The 21,304-nt window shown below is 45.2% G+C and carries 18 protein-coding genes; 7 read left to right on the top strand and 11 right to left on the bottom strand.

Features of this window, described 5'->3' with window-relative positions; genetic code table 11:
- Positions 1–166: 166 nt before the first annotated feature.
- The 9 genes from L5M40_RS17140 to gmk form a co-directional block, all read right to left on the bottom strand.
- Positions 167–763 (bottom strand): DNA-binding response regulator, encoded by a 597-nt coding sequence (locus L5M40_RS17140; protein WP_113941110.1) that lies wholly within the window; start codon positions 761–763, stop codon positions 167–169.
- A complete protein-coding gene (locus tag L5M40_RS17135) occupies positions 763–1,842 on the bottom strand; it encodes a sensor histidine kinase (protein ID WP_263176776.1) in 1,080 nt (359 codons plus the stop codon). The genes L5M40_RS17140 and L5M40_RS17135 overlap by 1 nt, the downstream gene beginning before the upstream one ends.
- A 118-nt stretch (positions 1,843–1,960) precedes the next feature.
- Complete coding sequence (locus tag L5M40_RS17130) at positions 1,961–2,665, bottom strand: tetratricopeptide repeat protein (RefSeq protein WP_263256961.1); 705 nt, start codon at positions 2,663–2,665, stop codon at positions 1,961–1,963.
- A gap of 247 nt (positions 2,666–2,912) precedes the next feature.
- Entirely contained in the window at positions 2,913–3,857 is a 945-nt protein-coding gene (locus L5M40_RS17125; RefSeq protein WP_105251158.1) for a calcium/sodium antiporter, read from the bottom strand.
- Positions 3,858–4,038: 181 nt separating this feature from the next.
- Entirely contained in the window at positions 4,039–5,703 is a 1,665-nt protein-coding gene (locus tag L5M40_RS17120) for an AMP-binding protein (protein WP_212600293.1), read from the bottom strand.
- Positions 5,704–5,930: 227 nt separating this feature from the next.
- Positions 5,931–6,314: a RidA family protein gene (locus tag L5M40_RS17115; protein ID WP_006079838.1), complete on the bottom strand. Its 384-nt coding sequence runs from the start codon at positions 6,312–6,314 to the stop codon at positions 5,931–5,933.
- A 25-nt stretch (positions 6,315–6,339) separates the two neighbouring features.
- Entirely contained in the window at positions 6,340–8,445 is a 2,106-nt protein-coding gene (gene spoT / locus L5M40_RS17110; RefSeq protein WP_105251161.1) for a bifunctional GTP diphosphokinase/guanosine-3',5'-bis pyrophosphate 3'-pyrophosphohydrolase, read from the bottom strand.
- Positions 8,446–8,487: 42 nt separating this feature from the next.
- Positions 8,488–8,766, bottom strand: coding sequence for a DNA-directed RNA polymerase subunit omega (rpoZ, locus tag L5M40_RS17105; RefSeq protein ID WP_007651394.1), 279 nt, complete (start codon positions 8,764–8,766; stop codon positions 8,488–8,490).
- Between the two features lie 58 nt (positions 8,767–8,824).
- Positions 8,825–9,448 (bottom strand): guanylate kinase, encoded by a 624-nt coding sequence (gene gmk / locus L5M40_RS17100; RefSeq protein WP_173497410.1) that lies wholly within the window; start codon positions 9,446–9,448, stop codon positions 8,825–8,827.
- Positions 9,449–9,712: 264 nt separating this feature from the next.
- Here gmk and L5M40_RS17095 point away from each other — a divergent pair, with 264 nt between their 5' ends.
- The 3 genes from L5M40_RS17095 to L5M40_RS17085 all read left to right on the top strand — a co-directional run bounded on the left by L5M40_RS17095 (position 9,713) and on the right by L5M40_RS17085 (position 13,490).
- A complete protein-coding gene (locus L5M40_RS17095) occupies positions 9,713–11,395 on the top strand; it encodes a hypothetical protein (protein WP_263176774.1) in 1,683 nt (560 codons plus the stop codon).
- A 165-nt stretch (positions 11,396–11,560) separates the two neighbouring features.
- Positions 11,561–12,433, top strand: a complete 873-nt coding sequence (locus L5M40_RS17090) for an NTP transferase domain-containing protein (protein WP_263176773.1) — start codon at positions 11,561–11,563, stop codon at positions 12,431–12,433.
- A complete protein-coding gene (locus tag L5M40_RS17085; protein ID WP_263176772.1) occupies positions 12,426–13,490 on the top strand; it encodes a phosphotransferase enzyme family protein in 1,065 nt (354 codons plus the stop codon). Before L5M40_RS17090 ends, L5M40_RS17085 begins: the two co-directional genes overlap by 8 nt.
- Before the next feature lie 53 nt (positions 13,491–13,543).
- On the opposite strand, the gene L5M40_RS17080 is transcribed toward L5M40_RS17085, so the two are convergent.
- Positions 13,544–14,407, bottom strand: a complete 864-nt coding sequence (locus L5M40_RS17080) for a sulfotransferase (RefSeq protein ID WP_263256960.1) — start codon at positions 14,405–14,407, stop codon at positions 13,544–13,546.
- A gap of 591 nt (positions 14,408–14,998) precedes the next feature.
- Between L5M40_RS17080 and L5M40_RS17075 the strand changes: the two genes are divergently transcribed.
- Genes L5M40_RS17075 through L5M40_RS17060 form a run of 4 tightly spaced genes read left to right on the top strand, consistent with a single transcriptional unit; the run spans position 14,999 to position 20,831 of the window.
- Complete coding sequence (locus tag L5M40_RS17075; protein ID WP_172589010.1) at positions 14,999–15,331, top strand: helix-turn-helix domain-containing protein; 333 nt, start codon at positions 14,999–15,001, stop codon at positions 15,329–15,331.
- Positions 15,321–16,571, top strand: coding sequence for a DNA cytosine methyltransferase (locus L5M40_RS17070; RefSeq protein ID WP_168826539.1), 1,251 nt, complete (start codon positions 15,321–15,323; stop codon positions 16,569–16,571). Before L5M40_RS17075 ends, L5M40_RS17070 begins: the two co-directional genes overlap by 11 nt.
- Before the next feature lie 9 nt (positions 16,572–16,580).
- Positions 16,581–18,470, top strand: coding sequence for an McrB family protein (locus tag L5M40_RS17065; RefSeq protein WP_247651573.1), 1,890 nt, complete (start codon positions 16,581–16,583; stop codon positions 18,468–18,470).
- A gap of 30 nt (positions 18,471–18,500) precedes the next feature.
- Positions 18,501–20,831 (top strand): restriction endonuclease-like protein, encoded by a 2,331-nt coding sequence (locus tag L5M40_RS17060; protein ID WP_263176770.1) that lies wholly within the window; start codon positions 18,501–18,503, stop codon positions 20,829–20,831.
- Here L5M40_RS17060 and L5M40_RS17055 read toward each other — a convergent pair.
- Positions 20,814–21,173 (bottom strand): hypothetical protein, encoded by a 360-nt coding sequence (locus L5M40_RS17055; RefSeq protein WP_168826543.1) that lies wholly within the window; start codon positions 21,171–21,173, stop codon positions 20,814–20,816. The two genes, L5M40_RS17060 and L5M40_RS17055, sit on opposite strands and share 18 nt — an antisense overlap.
- Positions 21,174–21,304 lie beyond the last annotated feature (131 nt).

Here is a 21,304-nt window from a genome sequence, read left to right as displayed (position 1 = left end):
TTTATACATATATTAACAGAGAATAAGCGTAAGGCAATCTCAAGGGGAATTAGGGTGTTATCAAATTTTGTTTGGAAGCATAGCTAATATCCTTCTGTGGCCTTAAGACCACAAAATTGTTGATAAGATATCGTTAGGCTGAAAGCGTGGTTAACTGTGAGTGTTATTACAACCAGCCTTTTTGCTTGGCAATGCGGGCTGCATCGATTCGATTACTGGCATTGAGTTTGGCTATGGCTTCTGAGAGGTAGTTGCGAACAGTCCCTTCGGCGATAAAAAGAGTTTCGGCGATGTCGGAGGTGGATTTGCCTTCGCTAGCGAGGCGAAGAGCGCGGCGTTCTTTGTCGTTGAGTGGGTCGACATCGCCAATCGCCATCATGGCAAGTTCAGGATCGATCACTCGTTTTCCCGCCATCACTTGTTGAATCGCGTTGACTAAGGTTTCTGAGGGTGCATCTTTAAGCAGAAAGCCGCCCACACCCGCTTCGATGGCACGTTTAATATAGCCCGCACGGCCGAAGGTGGTAATGACCACTATTTTGGTTTGGCTATGTTGCTCCTTTAACCATGTGGCCAGCTCTAAGCCTGTGCGGCCGGGCATTTCGATATCCGTTAGCAAGAGATCAAAGCTTTGCTGTTTGAGTAAGCTTAGAGCTTCGTCACCGTCACTCGCTTGGGTGATACTAAACCCCCCTGCAAGCGTAAGGAGTGCGGCGAGTGCTCCTCGCACCATAGCTTGATCTTCCGCCAATAAAATCTTCATTAATGTGTTGCTCCCTGCAAAGGTAAACTGACGGTAAATATATATCCCTGTTCGAGATTATAGCTCAAGCTGCCGCCTAAACTGTCGAGGCGCTCGCGTATACCTGTGAGGCCATTACCCTCTATAAAAGGTTTGGCCGCGGCATTGTCTTTGACTTCGAGCAGCAGGCGGTCTGATTGCTTAGAAAAGTGGATAGAGCATTCACTTGCACCGCTATGGCGGAGAATATTATTAATAAGTTCGGTGAGGATCAAACTCAGTTGGCTTTCTGTGCTTGCACCTAGCTTGGGTAGCTCACCACTGAGCTCGACACTTAAGCCTTTATCCCTTAAGGATTTACAAAGCTGCGTCACGCAACTCTCTAGACCCTTGTGTTTGTAGTCTGACACTGTGTGGCGGATCTGGCTTAAACTTTCCCTCGCAATTTGTCCTAGCTCAGTCAATTGGGTTGATGCGAGTTCATATTCTTGTTTTGCGATAAGCTTTTCGGCTAGCTCAGCCTTAAGGGCGATGGAAGATAGGCTATGCCCCATAATGTCGTGTAGATCCCGCGCGATACGTTCACGCTCAAGCATAGTAGCCAAGGTGGTAATTTCTTGGGCACTTTGCTGTTCTTTCAATTTATGCCGATAACGTCTGCGTTCGGCGACACCAAACATGCCCACGCCGAGCACTAATCCCGAGCCGTAAAGCGGAAAGTAGTAACTGTTAAAGTGGTAAATCTCATTGAGGGCAAACAACAGGCCGATGAGTGCTGCAATAGCCAACAGACAGGTCCGGAGAGGATAAAAAAAGCCAATGAAGAAGGCGGCAAAGGTAAATAGCGAGATAGAGCCTGGGTTGATTGGTGTGATCGCTATTGCTATGACCACCATAATGAGAATGGGCAGATAGGCGCTACGGCTATTGCACTTATAGGTCCAAAAATAACAGGCAATAAAAGGGATTAACACGGCAAAACTGAGGGCGATTTTCCAGCTTGGATAGGGATTTATGGCAAGTGGGATCAGATAAAACACTAAGTTTATCAAATACACCCAAGCAAGTTTTCGTTCGAGCTGAAGGGGAGTGCTTATCATGATGCCTCTGTGTCACTGAGTTGGTTGTTGAATGCCCACCGATGGCATCTGTTTTAATTTATTCTTTTTAGGGATTGGCGCTATCGTCAGCGCCATAGATCCCCGTTAACAACTTTGTCTATTTTGCACTTAATTGCTGATTTTGTTGAAGCAAAAATTTTGCCCAACCGTAATCTGCTTGTACTTTGATCGCTTGTTGCCAATCTTCAATCGCGCCTTGGCTATCGCCTAATTCCTGTTTAGCGAGCCCGCGCCACGTGTAAGCTTCGGCTTCACCCCAGCAAATGTTGTCGCAAGGCTGGGCGAATCTTTCTATGGCTGTAGTGGCTAAGGTCTTAGCATTTTGCATGCTGCCGCCAAATATGGCTGGCGTGTTATAGGCGGCGATGGCTTTAACAAGCGCTACCCGTGGATTTTGTGGTTCTAATTGTTCGGCACTGGCAATCGCCTTGGCGGATTTCATGCCGAGCGTTGCACCTTTGCTATTGTCTAAGGCGATTTGCATGCCATAAACCGACGATAACAGGGCAAGGGATTCTGCATTCGCTTGGCTGGTTTCGAGTGCTTCTAATGTGGTTTGCGCTGTAGTCAGTGCGATGCTAGCGAGCGTTTTCTGCCCCATTACATTGGCACTGATGGCTAAGCGATAGTTCGCATAGGCTTTATCATAATCTTGAGTGCTGCCGCTCAGTTGTTGTAATTGCGTTAGATTCATCGCATTCGAGGCTGCATCTACGTTGGTGATGTTAGTGTTTGATGACGTTGTTGCAAACGAGTGAGTACTGATAAGTACAAAGCTGGAGGCGAGGAGTAATGCTTTCATGGTATTTCCTTATTGAGTGAGTTTCCCAATGTTTGGGTATGGGCTCATTATCAGAAATTCGATAGAAGAAATGCAGATACAAAGGTCATGGCTTTGGCATGACAAATGTCATCAGTTGAGTTGTGTGCTTATATTTTTTATGAGGTGTGCTTTAAAGAAAGTGCTTGATTAATAAAGGGGACAATACCTAGAGAGCAAAACACCGGAGAGGCTCCGGTGTTTTTTATCGCAAATGAGCAGCTAAGTGTTATACCACAGCTTGAGTGCTCGCTTGGTTTATTAGGTAGCCCAAGTAACCTAAGTAGCACAGTAGTAATACTGAACCTTCGCGGCGGCCAATACGAAATCCTGTCCAAGCGAAAGGTAAAATCATGATGGCAAATGCCAACATCACGATGAAATCAAAGGGTTGGAAGCCAAGTGATGATACTGGCTGTACTATTGCAGTAATACCTAAAATACCCAAAATATTGAATATGTTAGAACCGACAACGTTACCTATGGCTATGTCACTCTGACCTTTCAGTGCCGCTAGAACAGAAGTTACTAACTCTGGCATACTGGTACCAATCGCCACGATCGTTAAGCCGATAATGACTTCACTGATACCGAAGGTCTTGGCTAAATCTACTGCGCCGTTGACAAACAAAATACCGCCACCGACTAACATACCAATACCGACTAAGATAAATAGGGCTGAAAGTAGGGGATTATTTGGACCAGCTTCAATCTCTTCCTCTTCATTACCATTTTTCGAGCTGATGTAACTAAAGGCTAAATAACCGAACAGTAGTGACAGTAATATCACACCGTCAATTAGGCTGAGCTCGCCATCTAACAAGAGTGCCCAGAACAACATAGAAGCCAATATCATCAAAGGGATATCACGCTTTACGACTTGAGATTGCACTTGAATTGGGCGGATAAGTGCCGTGATGGCTAAAATCAAACCTATGTTGGCAATGTTAGAGCCAATAACGTTACCTAAGGCGATACCGCTGTTTCCTGCTAGAGCAGACTTTACACTCACAGCCAGTTCTGGTGCGCTAGTACCAAAGGCTACAATAGTTAAGCCTATGATAAGTGGCGTAATACCTAAACGTAGAGCGATAGAACTCGCGCCACGAACTAGGGCTTCAGCGCCTAAGGTTAAAATAATAAAACCGCCAATAATCGATAGTGTAATTAGCATCGTTAGACTCTGTTAAACCTAATATTGAATGGAAAAGTACAAGGGAATTGCCCCTTGGCCGACTGGCGCACATGATACGTGGTTTTATCGGATTTTGACAGAATATGTCATAAAAAAGCACACCCTAGGCGTGCTTAGTTTTAGCTGATGACCATACTCGCCAACTGATTGTTTGGCCTAGTTATTTTTGAGTTAATTCATCTTCCCAGCGGACTTGGGCGCCACGAATGCCGTCAACTCGTTCGCTAAAGGCTTTTTCAAGCACATGGCGTTTGATTTTGAGGGTAGGCGTGAGCGCATCATTCTCAATCGTCCAAGGATCACTGACCACGACAATCGCATCGACATGTTCGTGTGACTCTAAGTGCGGATTAACGCTATCGAGTGTCGCTTTGAGTGAGGTGCGGACTTCTTCACGGGCTTGTAGATTGGCTCCTTCGGATAACTGCACTAGTGCGACGGGATGTGGCAGACCAGAGCCAATCACGCAGATCAGTTCAACATGGGGATCCTGTGCCAGTTTACGTTCGATAGGCACGGGCGCTACATATTTACCCTTGGCGGTTTTAAAGTTGTCTTTCACTCGGCCAGTAATAGTGACACAACCATCGGCATCAATTGAGCAGAGATCGCCTGTGTGGAAGAAACCATCAGCATCGAATGCCGCTGCAGTAGCTTCAGGCTGCAGATAATAAGCTGTCATTAATCCCGGACTCTTGAGCAGTAGCTCACCATCCTCGCCTTGGCGGATCTGGCAATCCTCAACTGGGCGGCCAACAGTACCAATTTTACGCGCATCAAAAGGATAGTTGATGATCGAATAGGCACAGTTTTCTGTCATACCCCAAGCTTCGCAGATATTAAGACCAATACTGTGATACCAGTGGATCAGTGATGGCGGAATAGGCGCCGAGCCAGAGCCGAGTAGACGACAATGGTTTAAACCTAAACCCTTATGGATTTTGTATTTCACAAAGCTGCTAAGCAGTGGGATTTTCAGCAATAGATTAAGTTTACTGACCCCAATTTTGTCGATAATGTTTTTCTGAAACAGGCTCCATAACCGTGGTACCGAGAAGAATACCGTTGGTTTTGCTCGTTGAACATCGACGACGAAGGAGTCGAGACTTTCAACGAAAGCCACCACACTACCTGAGTAGAAGGATGAACCTTCAATCGCAACGCGCTCTGTGATATGGGCTAAGGGTAAATAGGATAAAAGTCTATCGTCGCCATCGGTGCGCAGGTCACGGACTACCGCTTGGCAAGTCCAGCCATAGCTGGCGAAGGTTTGAATCGCGCCCTTAGGTTGGCCAGTCGAGCCAGAGGTATAGATGAGTGTCATCACTTGATCTGGAGTAGGCAGTGGGGCGTTAACTAAGGGGTAACCTAGTTTAAGTAATTGTTCCCATTGATATTGGGCTGGCATCGTATCATAGGGCATGGCAAGGCGTAGTAGCTCGCCGCCGACACCAGCCTCTTGGTCTGCCCAATGGTCAAGCTTGCCGAGAAAAATGGCTTTTGCGCCACTGTGTTGCAGCACATAGCGAATAGTATCTGTGTTGGCGGTAGGGTAAATAGGTACGCTGACATAGCCGCCGTGCATCAACGCGAGGTCGGTGATAAACCATTCGGCACAGTTTTTAGAGAGAACGGCAATTTTATCACCACGCTCTAAGCCTAAGTGATGTAAGGCTCCGGCAAGTTGTTGAACTTTTTCTTGAACTTCAGCCCAAGTAAAATCAAGGAATTGACCCTTGATCGGTTGGCGTAAATAGACTTGGTCCCCCTGAGTATTAGCCCAGTGCGCCAGCATTTCAATTGGCGTCTTAATCGCTGTATCCATTGGCAATTCCCTGTTATTTATTGTTCTTTTGGCTGTACCCAGTATGGCGAGTTTTGTGAGCTCGCGCAAATAGTTTACAAGATTGTAAAATATGAGAATGGAGCGCAAAGCCTACAAGTTGAGTGTGAAAGCAAGATGAAGAGAGTGGCAAGCGGAGTGTTGGATTGTGTTGGCAACAAAAAGGCGCCGTAGCGCCTTTTCGTTTATAGAAGGTGAAATGCTAGCGCTTACAGCTCCATCACGCCGTCCATTTCAACTTGAGAATCCTTCGGCAATTGCTTCACGCCGATAGCAGCACGGGCTGGATATGGCTGGCTGAAGTAACGGCTCATGATTTCATTCACTTTAGCGAAGTGGCTTAAATCAATCAGGAAGATGTTGAGCTTAACGATATCGTTGATTGAACCACCCGCAGCAGTACAAACTGCCGTCAGGTTTTCAAATACTTGCACGACTTGCGCTTCAAAATCATCGCTGACAATTTGCATTGTGCTTGGCACAAGCGGGATCTGGCCAGATAAATACACTGTGCTGCCGACTTTAACCGCTTGTGAATAAGTGCCTATGGCCGCTGGGGCGTTTTCGGTCGCTATGATGATTTTTTCTGCCATGACGCTCTCTTTAGTGTTGAGTTAATTAACGATTACGGGACGTGCGCAGTACTTCGGGCAGTACCCTAATTCGGCGCATCACGTTGGCTAAATGGATCCTGTCTTTCACCGAAATCCGCAGGTTGATCAAATACACGCGACCATCACGTTCTTCAGTGCTGAGGTTGTGAATGTTTGAACCTTCGGCGGCAATGATCGAGGTGATCTTCGCCAGTGCACCTTGGTGGTTAACAATTTCCACCCGCAGATTGGCTTGGTAATCAACGCCTTCAACATTATCCCATTGTACGGGAATATATTTGTCTGGCTCGCCTTGATAACCACGAATATTGGCGCAGTTTTCCATGTGCACCACTAAGCCCTTACCTTGGCTCACGTGGGCTATCACGGCATCACCTGGGATGGGGCGGCAACAGTTAGCGAAGGTAACGAGCATGCCTTCGGCGCCACGAATTGGCATCATGTGGCCGTCGCGACTTTCTTGATTCTCAAGATTATCGCCAATCAAACGCTGGGCGATAACAATACTCATGGCATTGCCAAGACCGATATCGGCGAGCAGCGAATCGAGCGTGGTATGTTTAGTATCGCGGATCACTTTTTCAATCTGCTCAGGCGCAATGCTGTCGAGTTTAGTTTTGCCGAGCGCATGGTTGAGCAGGCGGCGACCGAGTGCAATCGCATCATCACCTTTAAGGCTTTTCAGCACTTGGCGGATTTTAGCGCGAGCTTTACCGGTTACCACAAAGTTCAGCCAAGCGGCATTAGGACGGGCGCCTTTAGCGGTAATGATTTCAACGGTTTGGCCTGAAATTAACGGCTGACTGAGCGGATATGCTTGGCGGTTAACACGGGCACCGACGCAGGTATTACCTACATCTGTATGCACTTCGTAGGCAAAGTCTACTGCAGTGGCATTCACGGGCAATTCCAGAATGCGACCTTCAGGGGTGAACACATAAATCTCTTCAGGGAAGAGTTCAGTTTTCACGTTTTCAACGAATTCGAATGAGGTGCTAGCGCTTTGTTGTAACTCCAACAAGCTTTGCATCCACTTACGGGCACGCACTTGAGTCGTCGTACCTTGGCCTGTTTGCGCACCGCCTTTGTAGGCCCAGTGTGCGGCGACCCCTTTGTCAGCCATCTGATCCATATCTTCGGTACGAATTTGGATCTCAACGGGCACGCCGTGTGGACCAAATAAAGAGGTATGGAGAGACTGATAACCGTTGGCTTTGGGGATAGCGATATAATCTTTGAAACGACCGGGACGAGGCTTGTACAGTCCATGCATGGCGCCAAGTACGCGATAACAAGTGTCGATGGAATCGACTATCACCCTAAAGGCGTAGATATCCATCACTTCTTGGAATTGCAGCTCTTTACTCTGCATCTTGTTATAGATGGAGTAGAGGTTTTTCTCGCGACCTTTGACTTTCCCTGGAATACCCGCATCATTTAAGCGTGTATACACAGCGGCTTCGATGCCTTGGATCAATTCTTTGCGATTGCCACGGGCGGCTTTAACGACTTCTTTAAGCACCCGATATCGCATTGGATAATAAGCTTGGAAACCTAAGTCTTCTAACTCTGTCTTGATGTTATGGATACCGAGACGGTTAGCGATGGGCGCGTAGATTTCTAAGGTTTCGCGGGCGATACGGCGACGTTTGTCGGGACGCAGTGCGCCTAAGGTACGCATGTTGTGGGTTCTATCGGCAAGCTTGATGAGGATAACGCGGATATCCTGCGTCATCGCCATCATCATTTTACGGAAGTTTTCAGCCTGGGCTTCTTTCTTGTCGCGAAATTTAAGCTTATCGAGTTTTGACACGCCTTCGACGAGTTCGGCCACCGCGACACCGAATAGTTCGGCTAAATCGTCTTTGGTGACATGGGTATCTTCGATGGTGTCATGGAGCAGTGCTGCCATCAGCGTCTCATGATCAAGACGCATGTCAGCAAGGATGCGGGCAACCGCAACCGGATGAGTAATATAAGGTTCGCCACTCGTGCGCATTTGCCCTTCGTGGGCATCGCGCGCAATCTGGTACGCCTGCTTGAGCAATTCGACCTGTTCAGGTTCTAAGTAACCGGAAGCAGACTCCTTTAGACCTTCAAACAGATACAAGTGGCAGCTCTCCTTTTACCTAAATAGGTTTTTACTCAAAAACTATAATGAACGACCTTCAGCAATGGCTGCAACCGCTGCAATTTCAGCGGCTTCACGTTCACGTACCGTTTGACGCTCATCGGCATCTAAGGTGTGAGCATTAACTAAACCTAGTTCGATTTCACGCAGGGCGATAACCGTGGGTTTGTCGTTCATCTCTTCAACCATAGGGTCTTTACCCTGCACGGCGATTTGGCGAGCACGACGCGCCGCAACCAAGATCATATCAAAACGGTTGCCGATTTGTTCTACGGCGTCTTCTACAGTTACGCGAGCCATGTGTTGAAACTCCAGTTTATCTAGGGAAAAAATGACGCAAAATTGTACACTATGACAGCTATCCTGCCAACAGATCGTGAAGCATATCATTTTGCGCGTGGATCTGACTAGCACCTGTTAAGCGCTGACTGCGAATGATGGCACGCAAATCGGCTAAGGCAGTGTCAAAATCGTCGTTGACGATAATAAAATCATATTCTTTATAGTGGGACATTTCCGATACGGCTTGTGCCATACGGCTGGCGATAACATCGCTACTGTCTTGTCCGCGACCTGTTAGGCGGCGCTCTAGCTCGGCTTTAGAGGGTGGTAGAATAAACACACCAATGGCCTCTGGCATCACGGCTTTAACTTGTTCGGCACCTTGCCAGTCGATATCGAGGAAAACATCGATACCTTGGGTGAGCGTATGCTCGATCACATGGCGCGAGGTACCATAGTAATTGCCAAACACTTCTGCCCATTCAAAAAAGGCATTTTCAGCAATTAAGGCTTTGAATTGCTCAACATTAACGAAGTGATAGTGTTGACCATCAACTTCACCTGGGCGTGGTGCGCGGGTGGTATGAGATACCGAAACCTGCATGTCGGCTGGCTTGTCTTTAAGCAAGGCTGAAATCAACGAGGATTTACCTGCGCCACTTGGCGCCGACACAATAAATAAATTTCCGCGTGCGGTCATGAGCTAAATATCCAATGGGTTAACGCAAGAAGGGCCCAGAAAGCCGAGCATTATACCGATTTTGACCATAGAAATACTAGGGCTTGTTGGCTGGCAATTTAAGCCTATTTTAGATTTACTTCGATATTATGTGCATTTTTATCCGACTTGGGTCGTAGGCACTGACAATTGCGGGTAAATTGGTTACGCTCGTGCGAATAAGGCAATGAGTGTCTTTTTGTATCTCGTTTTGTATCTCGTTTTTACAACAATAAAGGAAGGGTCGTGCTGTTAAAATCTCTTTTCTGCCTTCACGGGCGTGATTCTCGTCCCCGTTTTGTCGCAATCAGTGTTGGCGTTTACGTCTGTATTGCATTTGCAGCCGCTGCTTTTGGGGCTAATTTTCTGATGTATTTGCTGGCATTGTTGGGTCTACCTTTATTAGGGCTCACCAGTTTGCGTCGTTTGGCCGATGCCGATAAGTCAAAAGGCTTGATTGGCGTATTTCTATTGCCGTTAATAATTTTCATCGGCCTGTTAGCGGCCGGTGTGCATATTGCCTTAATTGGATTGAGTTTAGTGTTAGCCGCGGGACTGACATTTTGGGGCTGGCGCTTTCCTGCACCAACGATAGTGGATTATCGCTACGGTTATTTCGGTCCTGAGCTGGATGCACCAACATCACAGGCAATGCCTAGGCGCCGTGTGGAACCGACTATCGTTCCTAAAACCATCGCACCTAAAACCATAGACCCTAAAGCCATGGCATCTAAAACTGCCATAGATCCTAACATCATTGACCCTAAACCTATTGTTGCTCAAGACGTTGCCGTAAGACAATCGGCAAAATCTACCTCTCATATTCAAGCACAACCTCAAGCTGAAAGGCATGAACCACATGTTGAGCAGCTTCATGCCCAAACCATTAGTGCTGAGACTGTGTCTGAGCCAGAGGTCGATTTATCGACCCATGTTGAATCTGTTTTAACATCGCCGAGGGTTGAGCCGAGTGTTAGCGCGGCGGAGGCAGAGCGAGAGGCGTTGCGTCAAGATGAGCTGCGCTTTGATGCGTTAACTCGAATGACGCAGAATCCTGCCGATTTTGTGATACCAGACAGCCATGCAGATTTCCGTCCTGCTAATACTAGCCGCGTTGAACAGACCCACATTGAGTTGGTCGATGTCGATGTGGACAATGTTGATTTGAAACATGTCGACTTTACTGCGGCGCAATTAGATCCTGCCGAGCGTAGTGCTGAACCCGGTTGGCGTTTTACCGCCGAAGAAGATGACGAGCCTGACAGCTTTAACGATAGAGATCATGCCGAAGAAGTGCGTCAGCGCCGCGCCGAAGCAAAAGATTCTGGTTCGATGACTGAGCTATTTCGCGGTTTATTTGAGTTTTTGGCGCCACTAAAGCGTTTCTTGGTGTTGCCTAAGATTAAACTGCCGAAAGTGGAACGCCGTTATTGGCGCCCAGCAGGAATTGGCTGTGGTGTGGTGCTCTTGATTGCCTTGGTGTGGGGCCTTTGGCCAAATGGCGATGCAGAGACGGGTGATGGTGCAGAAGTTGTAACAGTTAACGCGATTGCGCCCTATGCGGGTGAGCGGGTGACGCTCGCGTTACCCGACGGTTTTTCTGTGGCGCTGGAGGATGACATCTTGATCATGCGTTGGCTCGGTGAGAAAGGTAAAGCACAAAACCTGTGGTCCTTAGCGACGGCAAAGGGAGATAAAACTTGCAGCGTCTTATCCTTTAACAATGGCACTGACTATCGCCCTGTGACTGTGGATCTGAAAGCGGATTCTGCTTCAGAGGCGCGATTCTCACCACTCGACACTCAGGCCATCATTATTGATCTCGCTCGTCGAGGTAATATTAGCCTGTGTGGTTATAAGTTCAGTCTTAAGGGCAGCCAAGCGATATTGGAACAAAATCGCACCTTTGGCGATTATATTGCTCGTTAAAAAGTCTGCAGCTAAGTCGATAAAAATTCTGCTTAAATGCTAGTCACAATTAGAGGGGTAGATTACACTTTTGCTCCTCTTTTTCTCAAACCGTACTTTAGGTTGTTTAGGTCGCAGCGGTTTGGGGAAACACCTTTAAATTTGAACTGAATATATCAATCCAGCATGAATACAGAATTGACCTTAGTCATTATGGCTGCAGGGCTAGGTAGTCGTTTCGGCGGCGATAAGCAATTGGCGGCACTCGGCCCCGCGGGTGAACCCATGTTGGTGCTATCAATCATGTCGGCCATTCGCAGTGGTTTTCAGCGTTCTGTGCTGGTGATCCGTCCAGAATTAGAAAGTGAATTAACTGAGATCCTGACACGATTTTTGCCAGCCGATTTTGAATATCATTTTTGCTATCAAGTCTTAACGGATTTACCCGAAGCGGCGCAGTTGGCAGATCTTAGTCACAGGCTTAAACCTTGGGGCACGGCCCATGCACTCTGGAGTGCACGCCATCTTGTTAAAGGGCCAATGGCCGTTATCAATGCCGATGATTTTTATGGTGATAGCGCTTTTGCTTCCTTAGCCAAAGGCTTAAGCATGAGGCCAACTGAGTGGATGATGGTGGCCTATCCCATAGAACTCACGTTGTCGGAACACGGTGGTGTTAACCGTGGTCTGTGTCAGGTTGAAAATGGTCAGCTTAAATCGGTCGCCGAATGGCTGAATATCGCCGAGCAAGCAGGCCACTTAATGGGTGATGGCCCGCAGGGTCATGCTAATTTGCCGGCGCAGTCCTTGGTCTCTATGACATGCTGGGGCTTCTCCCCAAACATATTTGATGTTATTAAACGTGAATTAACCGAATTTATCGGGCAACAGGGGCAACAACCTAAGTCTGAATGCTATTTACCCGCCATAGTACAAGCGGGAATTGAGCAAGGTTTGCCTGTGTATGTCGATGTTGCCTGTGAGCCATGGCTTGGCGTGACTTATCCGCAGGACACTGTCTGGGTAAAACAAAAATTAACGGAGTTATTGAGTGATTAAACTCATCAGGCAGTCAGTGTTGCCTCATTTTGGTATTGAATCTGCCGAGGCGAAAATTTCTGCCCTCGGTAATGGCCACATCAATGACACCCTTTTAGTGCGCTGGCCTGCGGGTGAATTGGTATTGCAGCGAATTAACACTGAGGTATTTAAAACACCCAACGCTTTGGTCTGCAATGCCGATAAAATTAGCCATCATTTATGCGCTAAGTCATTGCTGCAACAATACGGCCTTAAAGTCGTTAGCCCATGTTTAACCCAAGAGGGTGAGCTGGCTATCGATTTAGGCGAGCAAGGATTTTGGCGCGCGATCAGTTACTTGCCTCATAGTCTCAGCATTGAAGTGGTTAAGTCGGAACAAGAAGCGGAAATGGCGGCTAAGGCCTTTGGGCATTTTGCCTCAGCCTTGAGTGATTTTGATGCGACAGAGCTTGAAGATGTGATCCCCCAGTTTCACCATTTACCGGGACGCATGGCCTTACTAAAGCAGGCCGCTGAACTCGATAGTCAACATCGTTTAGCGCTCTGCCGTCATTGGGTCGATTACGCGTTATCTCAGCAGGCTTTGCTGGATGAACTTGCAGAAATATCGCCAAAGCTGCCGCTACGAATTTGTCATAACGACACTAAAATCAATAACATGCTTTTCGATAAACGTGATATGTCTAGCATGGCGATTATCGATTTAGATACCTGCATGAAAGGTCATCTTATGTATGACTTCGGCGACATGGTACGCACTTTCTGCTCGCCAGAGGAGGAAGACTCTACGGCCTTGGATAAAGTCCAAGTGCGCCAAGACATCTTCGCCGCAATTTGCCGTGGCTACTTGAGCGAGTTGGGTGACGTTTTAACGGAAGACGAAAAGCGCAGTCTGTGGCTCGGTGCTCGGGTGATTTGTTTGATGATAGGTGTGCGTTTTTTAACGGATTATCTTAACGGTGATGTGTATTTCCACATCCACCGCGAAGGCCATAATTTAGACCGCGCCGCCAACCAGTTTACCTTGTACCAAAGCTTACTCGACCAAGAGACTGTGCTTAAAGCTAATTTCTAATTCAGCGCTTGGATATCTGTGCATTGGTATCTGTGTACTGATCCAATGCATTGTTAAAGCGTGTAGTCGAAAAACTTACGGCTTTGTGGGCCTGCGCTATTGGTGTTGACCTTGTTGGGGTGTTTATATTCACCCCAACTTGCCACGTTGCTGCCCACGTTAAGTTTAGGGAAACTCAGCGGCTCGCTTAAACCTAATGCGACATCGCTATTCTCCGCGTTTGCTTCCATTCCCAAAAATTGCAGTAACTGACTTAAGCTTCCTGCATGGCTAACATCAATTGAAATAAAGTCTTCCCGCCCACTAAAGTAAGCTAACACTTCTTGCTGATGCTTTTGATAACAAGCAATTAAGTGCTCACTGCTGGCAGGTTCCGCCACTTTATCTATGGCGAAAGTATGCCTAAAACTGCGCTTTAATATTGGATGGAAGCGGCCCGTTTTTTCATCCAAATGGGGTGCCATTTTACCAAGTAACATCTGCATCGAAGGCAACCAAGTATTGATATCGCGGTCGAGATAGACAAACACTGCCTCGGGAAATAATAAATCCAACTGCTGATAATCGCTGAAACAAGGCGTGTCAGACACTGCATCGGCCAGCATAAATGCCTGTTTAGTAAAGGCCATGTGCGCCACTTTTAGCCCTTGCTCCAATAGCGCCACACTCACACTCGTGGTGCCCGTGCGCGGTAGGCCTATGATAAAAACCTTCTGTTTTTGCTCGGCAACAACCGACTCATGCTTAATTGCATTTGGCTCGACTGCACTAGGCTTGGTTGCATTCGGCGCGAGTAAGCTTAGCCTGATTTCATTTGGTTTAGTCGAATCGCACTGTGGCTGATTGAGCTGCACATCTGCACGATGTTTATGCCCTTGAGAATCGGGAAGGGTGGCAATAGTTGCGTTATCAGGCATGGATTTGGCTCGGCATTCTTGTCAGCGTGGTCGCGATGGGTAGGTAAATTGGGGTTTAACATTAGCGTTTTATCAACGTTGGCAGTATATCGCAGTGCACAGGTTTTGGCAGCGCAAAGCTGGCGTTGCGTCGGTATTGGGTTGTAGAGGCAATCAACAGCATAAATCCCTTTATGCTAGAAGCAGTTGGGCAAGGTGAGGCGATTACTTGTATTATTTGCCTCATTTTGTGAGGCGAATAGGTTTGTTAATTGACTCATTGTGTGATGCTCATAATGCTGTTCTTACTTGGGGCATGTAGAAAATCAGTGGGTTGATGGTTACCTATACCCTCAGAAAGCTGCCAAGGTTGGCGTAAACGGAAAATCACCTTGCGCTACTATCAGCAGTTGATAAGATATGCCGCTTATGTATAAGCGTACAGTCTTTTGATTGGCAAAGCGCTTTCGATACACTCATAGACTCTGGGGCGTTGAGCTTTAAATGAAGGCCTCAGTAAATGAAAACGCAACGAGTGTAAAAAGTGAATGAGTGCCGCTTATGTAGGGAATCAAGCGAGCACAGTATTCGAGTAAGCTATCCGAGTAAACAATGAAAAACGTCAAACAATCGCGTTGCGTAATAGGCATTAAAGGTCAAATGCCCGATCCCGATTTCCCTGTTGATATCTGGTTCGATTCGCTTAAATCGGTTGCCAATGTGCTATCAAAAGAAAACCAGCAGCTGCTAAAAGTGATTGCCGAGCAAGAGCCGCAATCGGTTACTGAATTGGCCGCGCTTACAGGACGAGCGGTAAGTAATGTGTCGAGAACACTGAAAACATTGGGCAAGTACAACTTAGTTGAAATGCAAAGCACAAAAACCATGCTTCGCCCTAAAGTCATCCATCAAGAATTTATAGTAGTAGTTAATAATGAACAATAAAACCAACGTCCTTCTACAAGCCGAAGTACTTATTAAGCCAGTAGCACTTGAGCATGTTCCACAAGGCAGTGACGTTGAAGCGGTAATTGATCAATGGTTACATGCCATTGCAACCGATAGCCAGTTTTACTGTAATCCTAAATTAGCAAAGCCAGAACAGCTCAAAAAAGTCGTAATAAGCCAGTTACAAAAAAATGGTTTATACACAACGCGAGACGCATTTTTTAATGAAGTGTTCGGAACGCTAAAGTTAAAGCCCGATTTTGACAGTCAATTTCGCTTTATCGACTTATTTGCGGGGATCGGTGGCGTAAGGCTCGGTTTTCAACAAAATGGCGGTGTTTGTGTATTTTCTTCAGAATTTGATAAGCATGCTCAGCAAACCTACAAAAATAATCATGGCGAGGTTCCATTTGGTGATATTACAAAGATCCCCGCAAGTGAAATCCCTGAACACGACGTTCTTTTGGCTGGCTTCCCATGTCAACCATTTTCGCATGCAGGTCTTAAACTAGGGATTGAAGATACCCGAGGCACTCTATTTCATGACATAGCCAACATTCTAGAAACGAAAAAGCCTAAGTTTGCACTGCTAGAAAATGTGAAGGGGTTAATTAGCCATGATAAAGGTTACACGCTCAAAGTAATTTTAAAAATGCTAACCAAGATAGGATATAGCTGTAATATTCCGAAAAATGTTATTGAGCATGGATCTACAAAGGAAATTCAAACCTTAGCCAAAGAAATGGTTCTTAAATCAGTGGACTTTGGAATTCCTCAGAATAGACAGCGCATCTATATTGTTTTATGGCGTGATGGCGAGGTTGATAAGTTTGAATATCCAAAACCACTAGGCATTGAAGTTAAAGTTGGTGACAAGTTAGAGGAAAATCCAGATCCTAAATTAACTATTTCGGATAGGCTATGGGAAGGTCATCAACGTAGAAAAATTGAAAACAAAAAAAATGGCAAAGGCTTTGGTTTTGGCTTAGTTACAGAAGAATCACCTTACACCAATACTATCTCAGCAAGATATTACAAAGATGGTAGCGAAGTTTTGATTGATCAGGTTGGAAAGAACCCTAGGAAGATTAGTCCAAGAGAGGCTGCTCGATTACAGGGTTTTCCTGATGAATTTGAGCCTAGCTCTTCAAAAGTTCAAGCATATAAACAGTTTGGAAATAGTGTTACTGTTGATGTTATTAGCGCAATAGCAAATTGCATATCAGAATATCTATAAGGATGCTTAATGTTAATCGATTTAAGGAAATATAGTGGTAACAGCTCTTACGTTGTAGTGAATACCAATACTCTGAAAGAAATTAAGCTACCTGCAAATCTTAGGGATAAGATAGAAGGACGAATTTTAGCAGGAAAACTTACTGTTAATCCTTACACTGCATTTTCTAATACAAGTGCAACAAATTACGCTGTAATGCCAAATCAGATTTTTCGATTTGCTTGTGAAATTTATGATGCTGCTTTCGATGTTATGGCTTACTTTAACGTTTTGGATGAAATTAGAACATCAATAAATTTGACAGACCTATTTTCTGAAAATGTAGAAGAGATTGAAGCAAAATTACTGGCTTTAGGTTTACTAGATGAATACGATGTTAAACTACTTGCTCAATTTATCTCTTTTCCAAAGAAAAAAGGCGAAAAAAACGAATATAGACTTGGTGGAAAATCAATCTTTAATAAAAGTGATGCTGGGAAAGTAAGCGTCCGCTCAAATGAGGATTGCTTTGGTTCTATTGTTCTAACTATGGTTAATCTACCAAATTCCTCATCTAGCATTTTTGGTGACTTAGTATATTCGCTTGTACAAAATAAAGATTTATATGATGAAATTCGAACGTATTTCTACACATTATCTAATTCAATACCTTCAGAACAAATAACGCGACTAAGTGTTGAAGTTTCCAAACCCTTCCTCCTTCTAGCTGGCATCTCAGGCACAGGTAAAACCCGTTTTGTGCGTGAGCAAGCTAAGGCTACAGGTAGTCTTGCTGAAACCTATTGTTTAACCTCGGTACGTCCCGATTGGCATGAGCCTAGCGATTTGCTGGGATATATTTCGCGCTTAAATGGCGCAGCCGAATATATTACCACCGATGTATTGCAGTTTATCGCTAAAGCATGGCGTGGTATTGCTGATCGTGGCTTAAGTATTGAAGTTCAGGACATTGAAGAACAGGGTAAACGTTTAGTCGTAACCGGTGAGCGTGATGCTCTTGAACAGGTGTTGCCCTATTGGCTGTGTTTGGATGAAATGAACCTAGCCCCTGTCGAGCAGTATTTTGCGGATTACTTATCAGTACTTGAAACCCGTGAATGGCGCTGGGCGGATGACAGTTTTACCTACAGCAGTGATGCGTTATTAAAACCCACCACCATTAACGACGTGGCTGATAAAGATAAACTACGCAAGGAATTGGGTTTTGGCAGCGAAGAATATAACGAGCTGTGGGATATTATTTGCCAATATGGTTTAGGTATTCCATTTAACCTGATGGTAGCAGGTACGGTTAATATGGATGAAACCACTCATGGCTTTTCGCGTAAAGTAATCGATCGAGCATTGAGCTTTGATTTTGGTGAGTTTTTTCCAAATAAAACGGAAGAATTTTTTGCGCCTAAACACAAACCAAAGGCGTTAAGTTATCCGTTATATAGCCAAGCCAAGTTGCCAATGTTTGCATCGGTTACTGCCGATTGTGATGCATCGAAAACTACAGCGTTCTTTAATGCGATCAATGCTGTATTAAAGCAAACCCCATTTGAATTGGCTTTTCGTGCTTTCAATGAGCTTTGTCTCGCTGTGATTAGTTTTTCACCCAAAACGGAGCTTGAATTAACCGCTGTGTTTGACGATTTTTTAATGTGCAAAGTGTTGCCGCGCATTGAAGGCGATGATGACAAACTGGTCGGAAATAGCGAGCAGAATCTATTGGAGCAGCTAGAAACGGTGCTCGCAGATAAATTAGCGAATATTTGGCAGGGGACGCGGCCTGATTTGTTGCGTGAAGTGATCGAGCAGCCTGATGAAACTGTCATGGTGGCCTGTCGCTCTGCGACTAAATTAGTGCGCATGAGAAAACTGCTAGAAAGTGGTTTTACGTCTTTTTGGCCTTAACCTAAACGGATTGTTGGGTGGTATTGATTAATGGCGCAACAAACGCGTGAAACCTTGCATGTAACCCATGATGACTTTGAATTCTATGTTTCTGCGGAAGGGTTAGATAAGCCAAGAAAGCAGCTGGCCAGCACTTATGCGAAGCGCTCATTCAGCCTGCCGACTGAGGATATTGCTGTTTTCGTGGGCGACAAATTGGTGGCAACGGATACAGAAGCCAGCTTGGTTGAGCCATTCTTTTTTGAGAATCGTCAGTATTGGTTTGAAATTGAATTTAAAGACAGCGTTGACATCAATACGGCAGCAGTAAGTCATAAGTACAATCTAATCGAGCAAGGTTTTATGCTCAGCCCGAGACGAAAAATGCTGCAAGCCATGATCAATTTTGGCAATGATATCGGCCGTTGTGCATTTCAAATTAAATATATCGTTGATGGCGTGCATAAATCGGTGCCTGTACAGTTTACCGTGCTGGCAACCAAAATGGTGCAAAGCCAAGATCTTACTCTGATGAACAGGCAGATTGATCAGATTTATCCACTATGGCGATATACCATTAGTAGTAAAACCAGTCAGTCCCAAGGCAAATTGAGCCATAAATCTGAGTCGTTCGAGCTATTTTGGTTAGCGCAATTTGAGCGATTAGTAGTTGATTTTAATCAAGGTATTAATCGAATTCTACATGCGCCACACAATCGTTTGCAGTCTTTTACCCTGCAAAAGCAGCTAGATCGCATTCACAAAAAACTCAGTGCTAAACAGCAAGAACAAGCAAAAGAATTACTTGCTTCAAAACGTCTATCAAGCCGTATGGGGATTGCCCAGCAGCGTCTGAATATTAACACTCCTGAAAATCGCTTTATTAAAATGGTACTAAAGCGAACCCAAGCTAATTTGACGAAATTGATAGCAGGTATTCGCACGAGTAAAGAGGCCAAAGCGTCAGACTCTTTTTTGCAAACTTTAGATGCTTGGCTTGGGCAGGTATCAAAACATGCTAAGCATCAGCTATGGCAAGAGGTTGGGGCGTTTGCAGGGCAAAGTAGTGAGTCAAAGGTGTTACAGCAGGGCGCTGGCTATTCGAAAGTCTATAAAGTGTGGCAACAGTTAAGGCATTATTTAGATAACAATAATGGTGAGGCGCAGTTGTCGATTAAGTCTGTAGCAGATATTTATGAGGTTTGGTGCTTCCTAGAAGTAAAAACCGTGATTGAAAGCTTCGGCTTTCAGTTGCAAGAAAAGAAGTTAAGCAGCTTGAAAAAGGTGCAGTTTGAACGTCAATTTCCTGAAGACAGCATGGCTGCTGCTTTTGTTTATTATCGCCAAAGTGATGGCATGATCATTGAGCTTGCCCATGAACCTTCTTTTTCACCAGAAGGGAAAGAAAATCGTACTTGGTCGGCAAATCAGCGCCCTGATATTGTGTTAAGGGTGACACTTGCTAACAGTGAATCATTTTTGATTTTGTTCGATGCTAAGTATCGAATTGATACTAAGCAATTGGGTAAGGAACAAGACGGTGTACCAGAAGATGCGATTAATCAAATGCATCGTTACCGTGATGCCATTATTCACCAGCAAAAAATGATGAATGAAAGGCCACTAAAAAGCCGCCCTGTAATGGGAGCATTTGCTTTGTATCCTGGCTTTTTCGACCAAACTACTCAGCAAAATCCTTACGATGAGGCTATTAAAGAGATTGGCATTGGTGCATTTGCTTTATTACCATCAGCGGAATCATCAAATTCGCACAATCAATGGCTGCGAAGCTACTTAACGAATAAGTTAGGTATCAAAACAAGTTACCGAGATCCTCGATCAAATGATTATTACTTTGTTGAGGACTCTGCACGGATAGCGCCATATGGCGGCAATCTGGTTCGTCATTATGGGCTGACAATGGTGGCGCCGATAAATGAGATTGGACGTGATGCTAGTTATTTAACTAAGGCTAAAACAGGTAAATTATTGGGCTATCATACTCAGCTTTTGGCGACTAATCGGCAGAATGTCCATCGTAATATTGTGCGTGAAATTCGCTACCTGTTACTGACAGTACGTGTTAATCCATCAGACCCGAATCAATTGGGTAAATTTCTATATCGTGTTGCGAATGTAAAGTTACTACCAAGGCATGATATTGATCGGCAGTTAACTGGAAAGCTTAGTAATGACAATCACCATTATTGGGTGTTTGATTTTGTTGGTGAGCCTGAAGTGTTAATGACTCCAATCCAAAAACTGTATTCGGAGGATTTCCAATTTAAGCTTACTAAAGCAGAGTATTTGCAACAAATTAGCCATTGGGATGATGTGAAAGAAGCTTATCAGCTCTATACCGACCTAGACTTGAATTGGTAATACTTTGGCATTCAGTTGTAGTTTTATCTGCTCTAGATAATCAATCAGTTCACTTGGCAGTTCAAATTCAAGCTGCAGTGTTGGCTGAGAAGCGGTACGGATTTCTGGGTGTAGATTGTCGCCGTCATTTACGGCTGAAATGATGGTGTAGCGGGGATAATCCTCTTCGCGACAGATGGGGTCGGCATAGTCTACCCAAAGAATAAAGTAGTCGCTTTTTCGTTTGAAATAAAAGCTGGGGCACATGTCATTTTGGTAGCTTTTGTCGATAAGAAATGGGTATTGGCTCAGGTCGAAACCAAGATCGAATTCATAGCCAAATGTTTGATGATAAGCGCTCATATTTCTGCCTTAAATTGCCAGTTAGACTGACTATAATTATAGTTGGGCAGGCTATTTAACGTGCTGCTTTATTTGATTTAAGTCCATTTTAAGTTAGTCTTTTTTCGCTTTGTGTTTGTATTCGTCATAAC

Origin of the sequence: Shewanella sp. SM68, from assembly GCF_025653925.1 — a bacterium.
GTDB lineage: Bacteria > Pseudomonadota > Gammaproteobacteria > Enterobacterales > Shewanellaceae > Shewanella > Shewanella oncorhynchi.
Note: the sequence above shows the minus strand (reverse complement) of the source record. Positions and strands in the feature narration are given on the sequence as shown.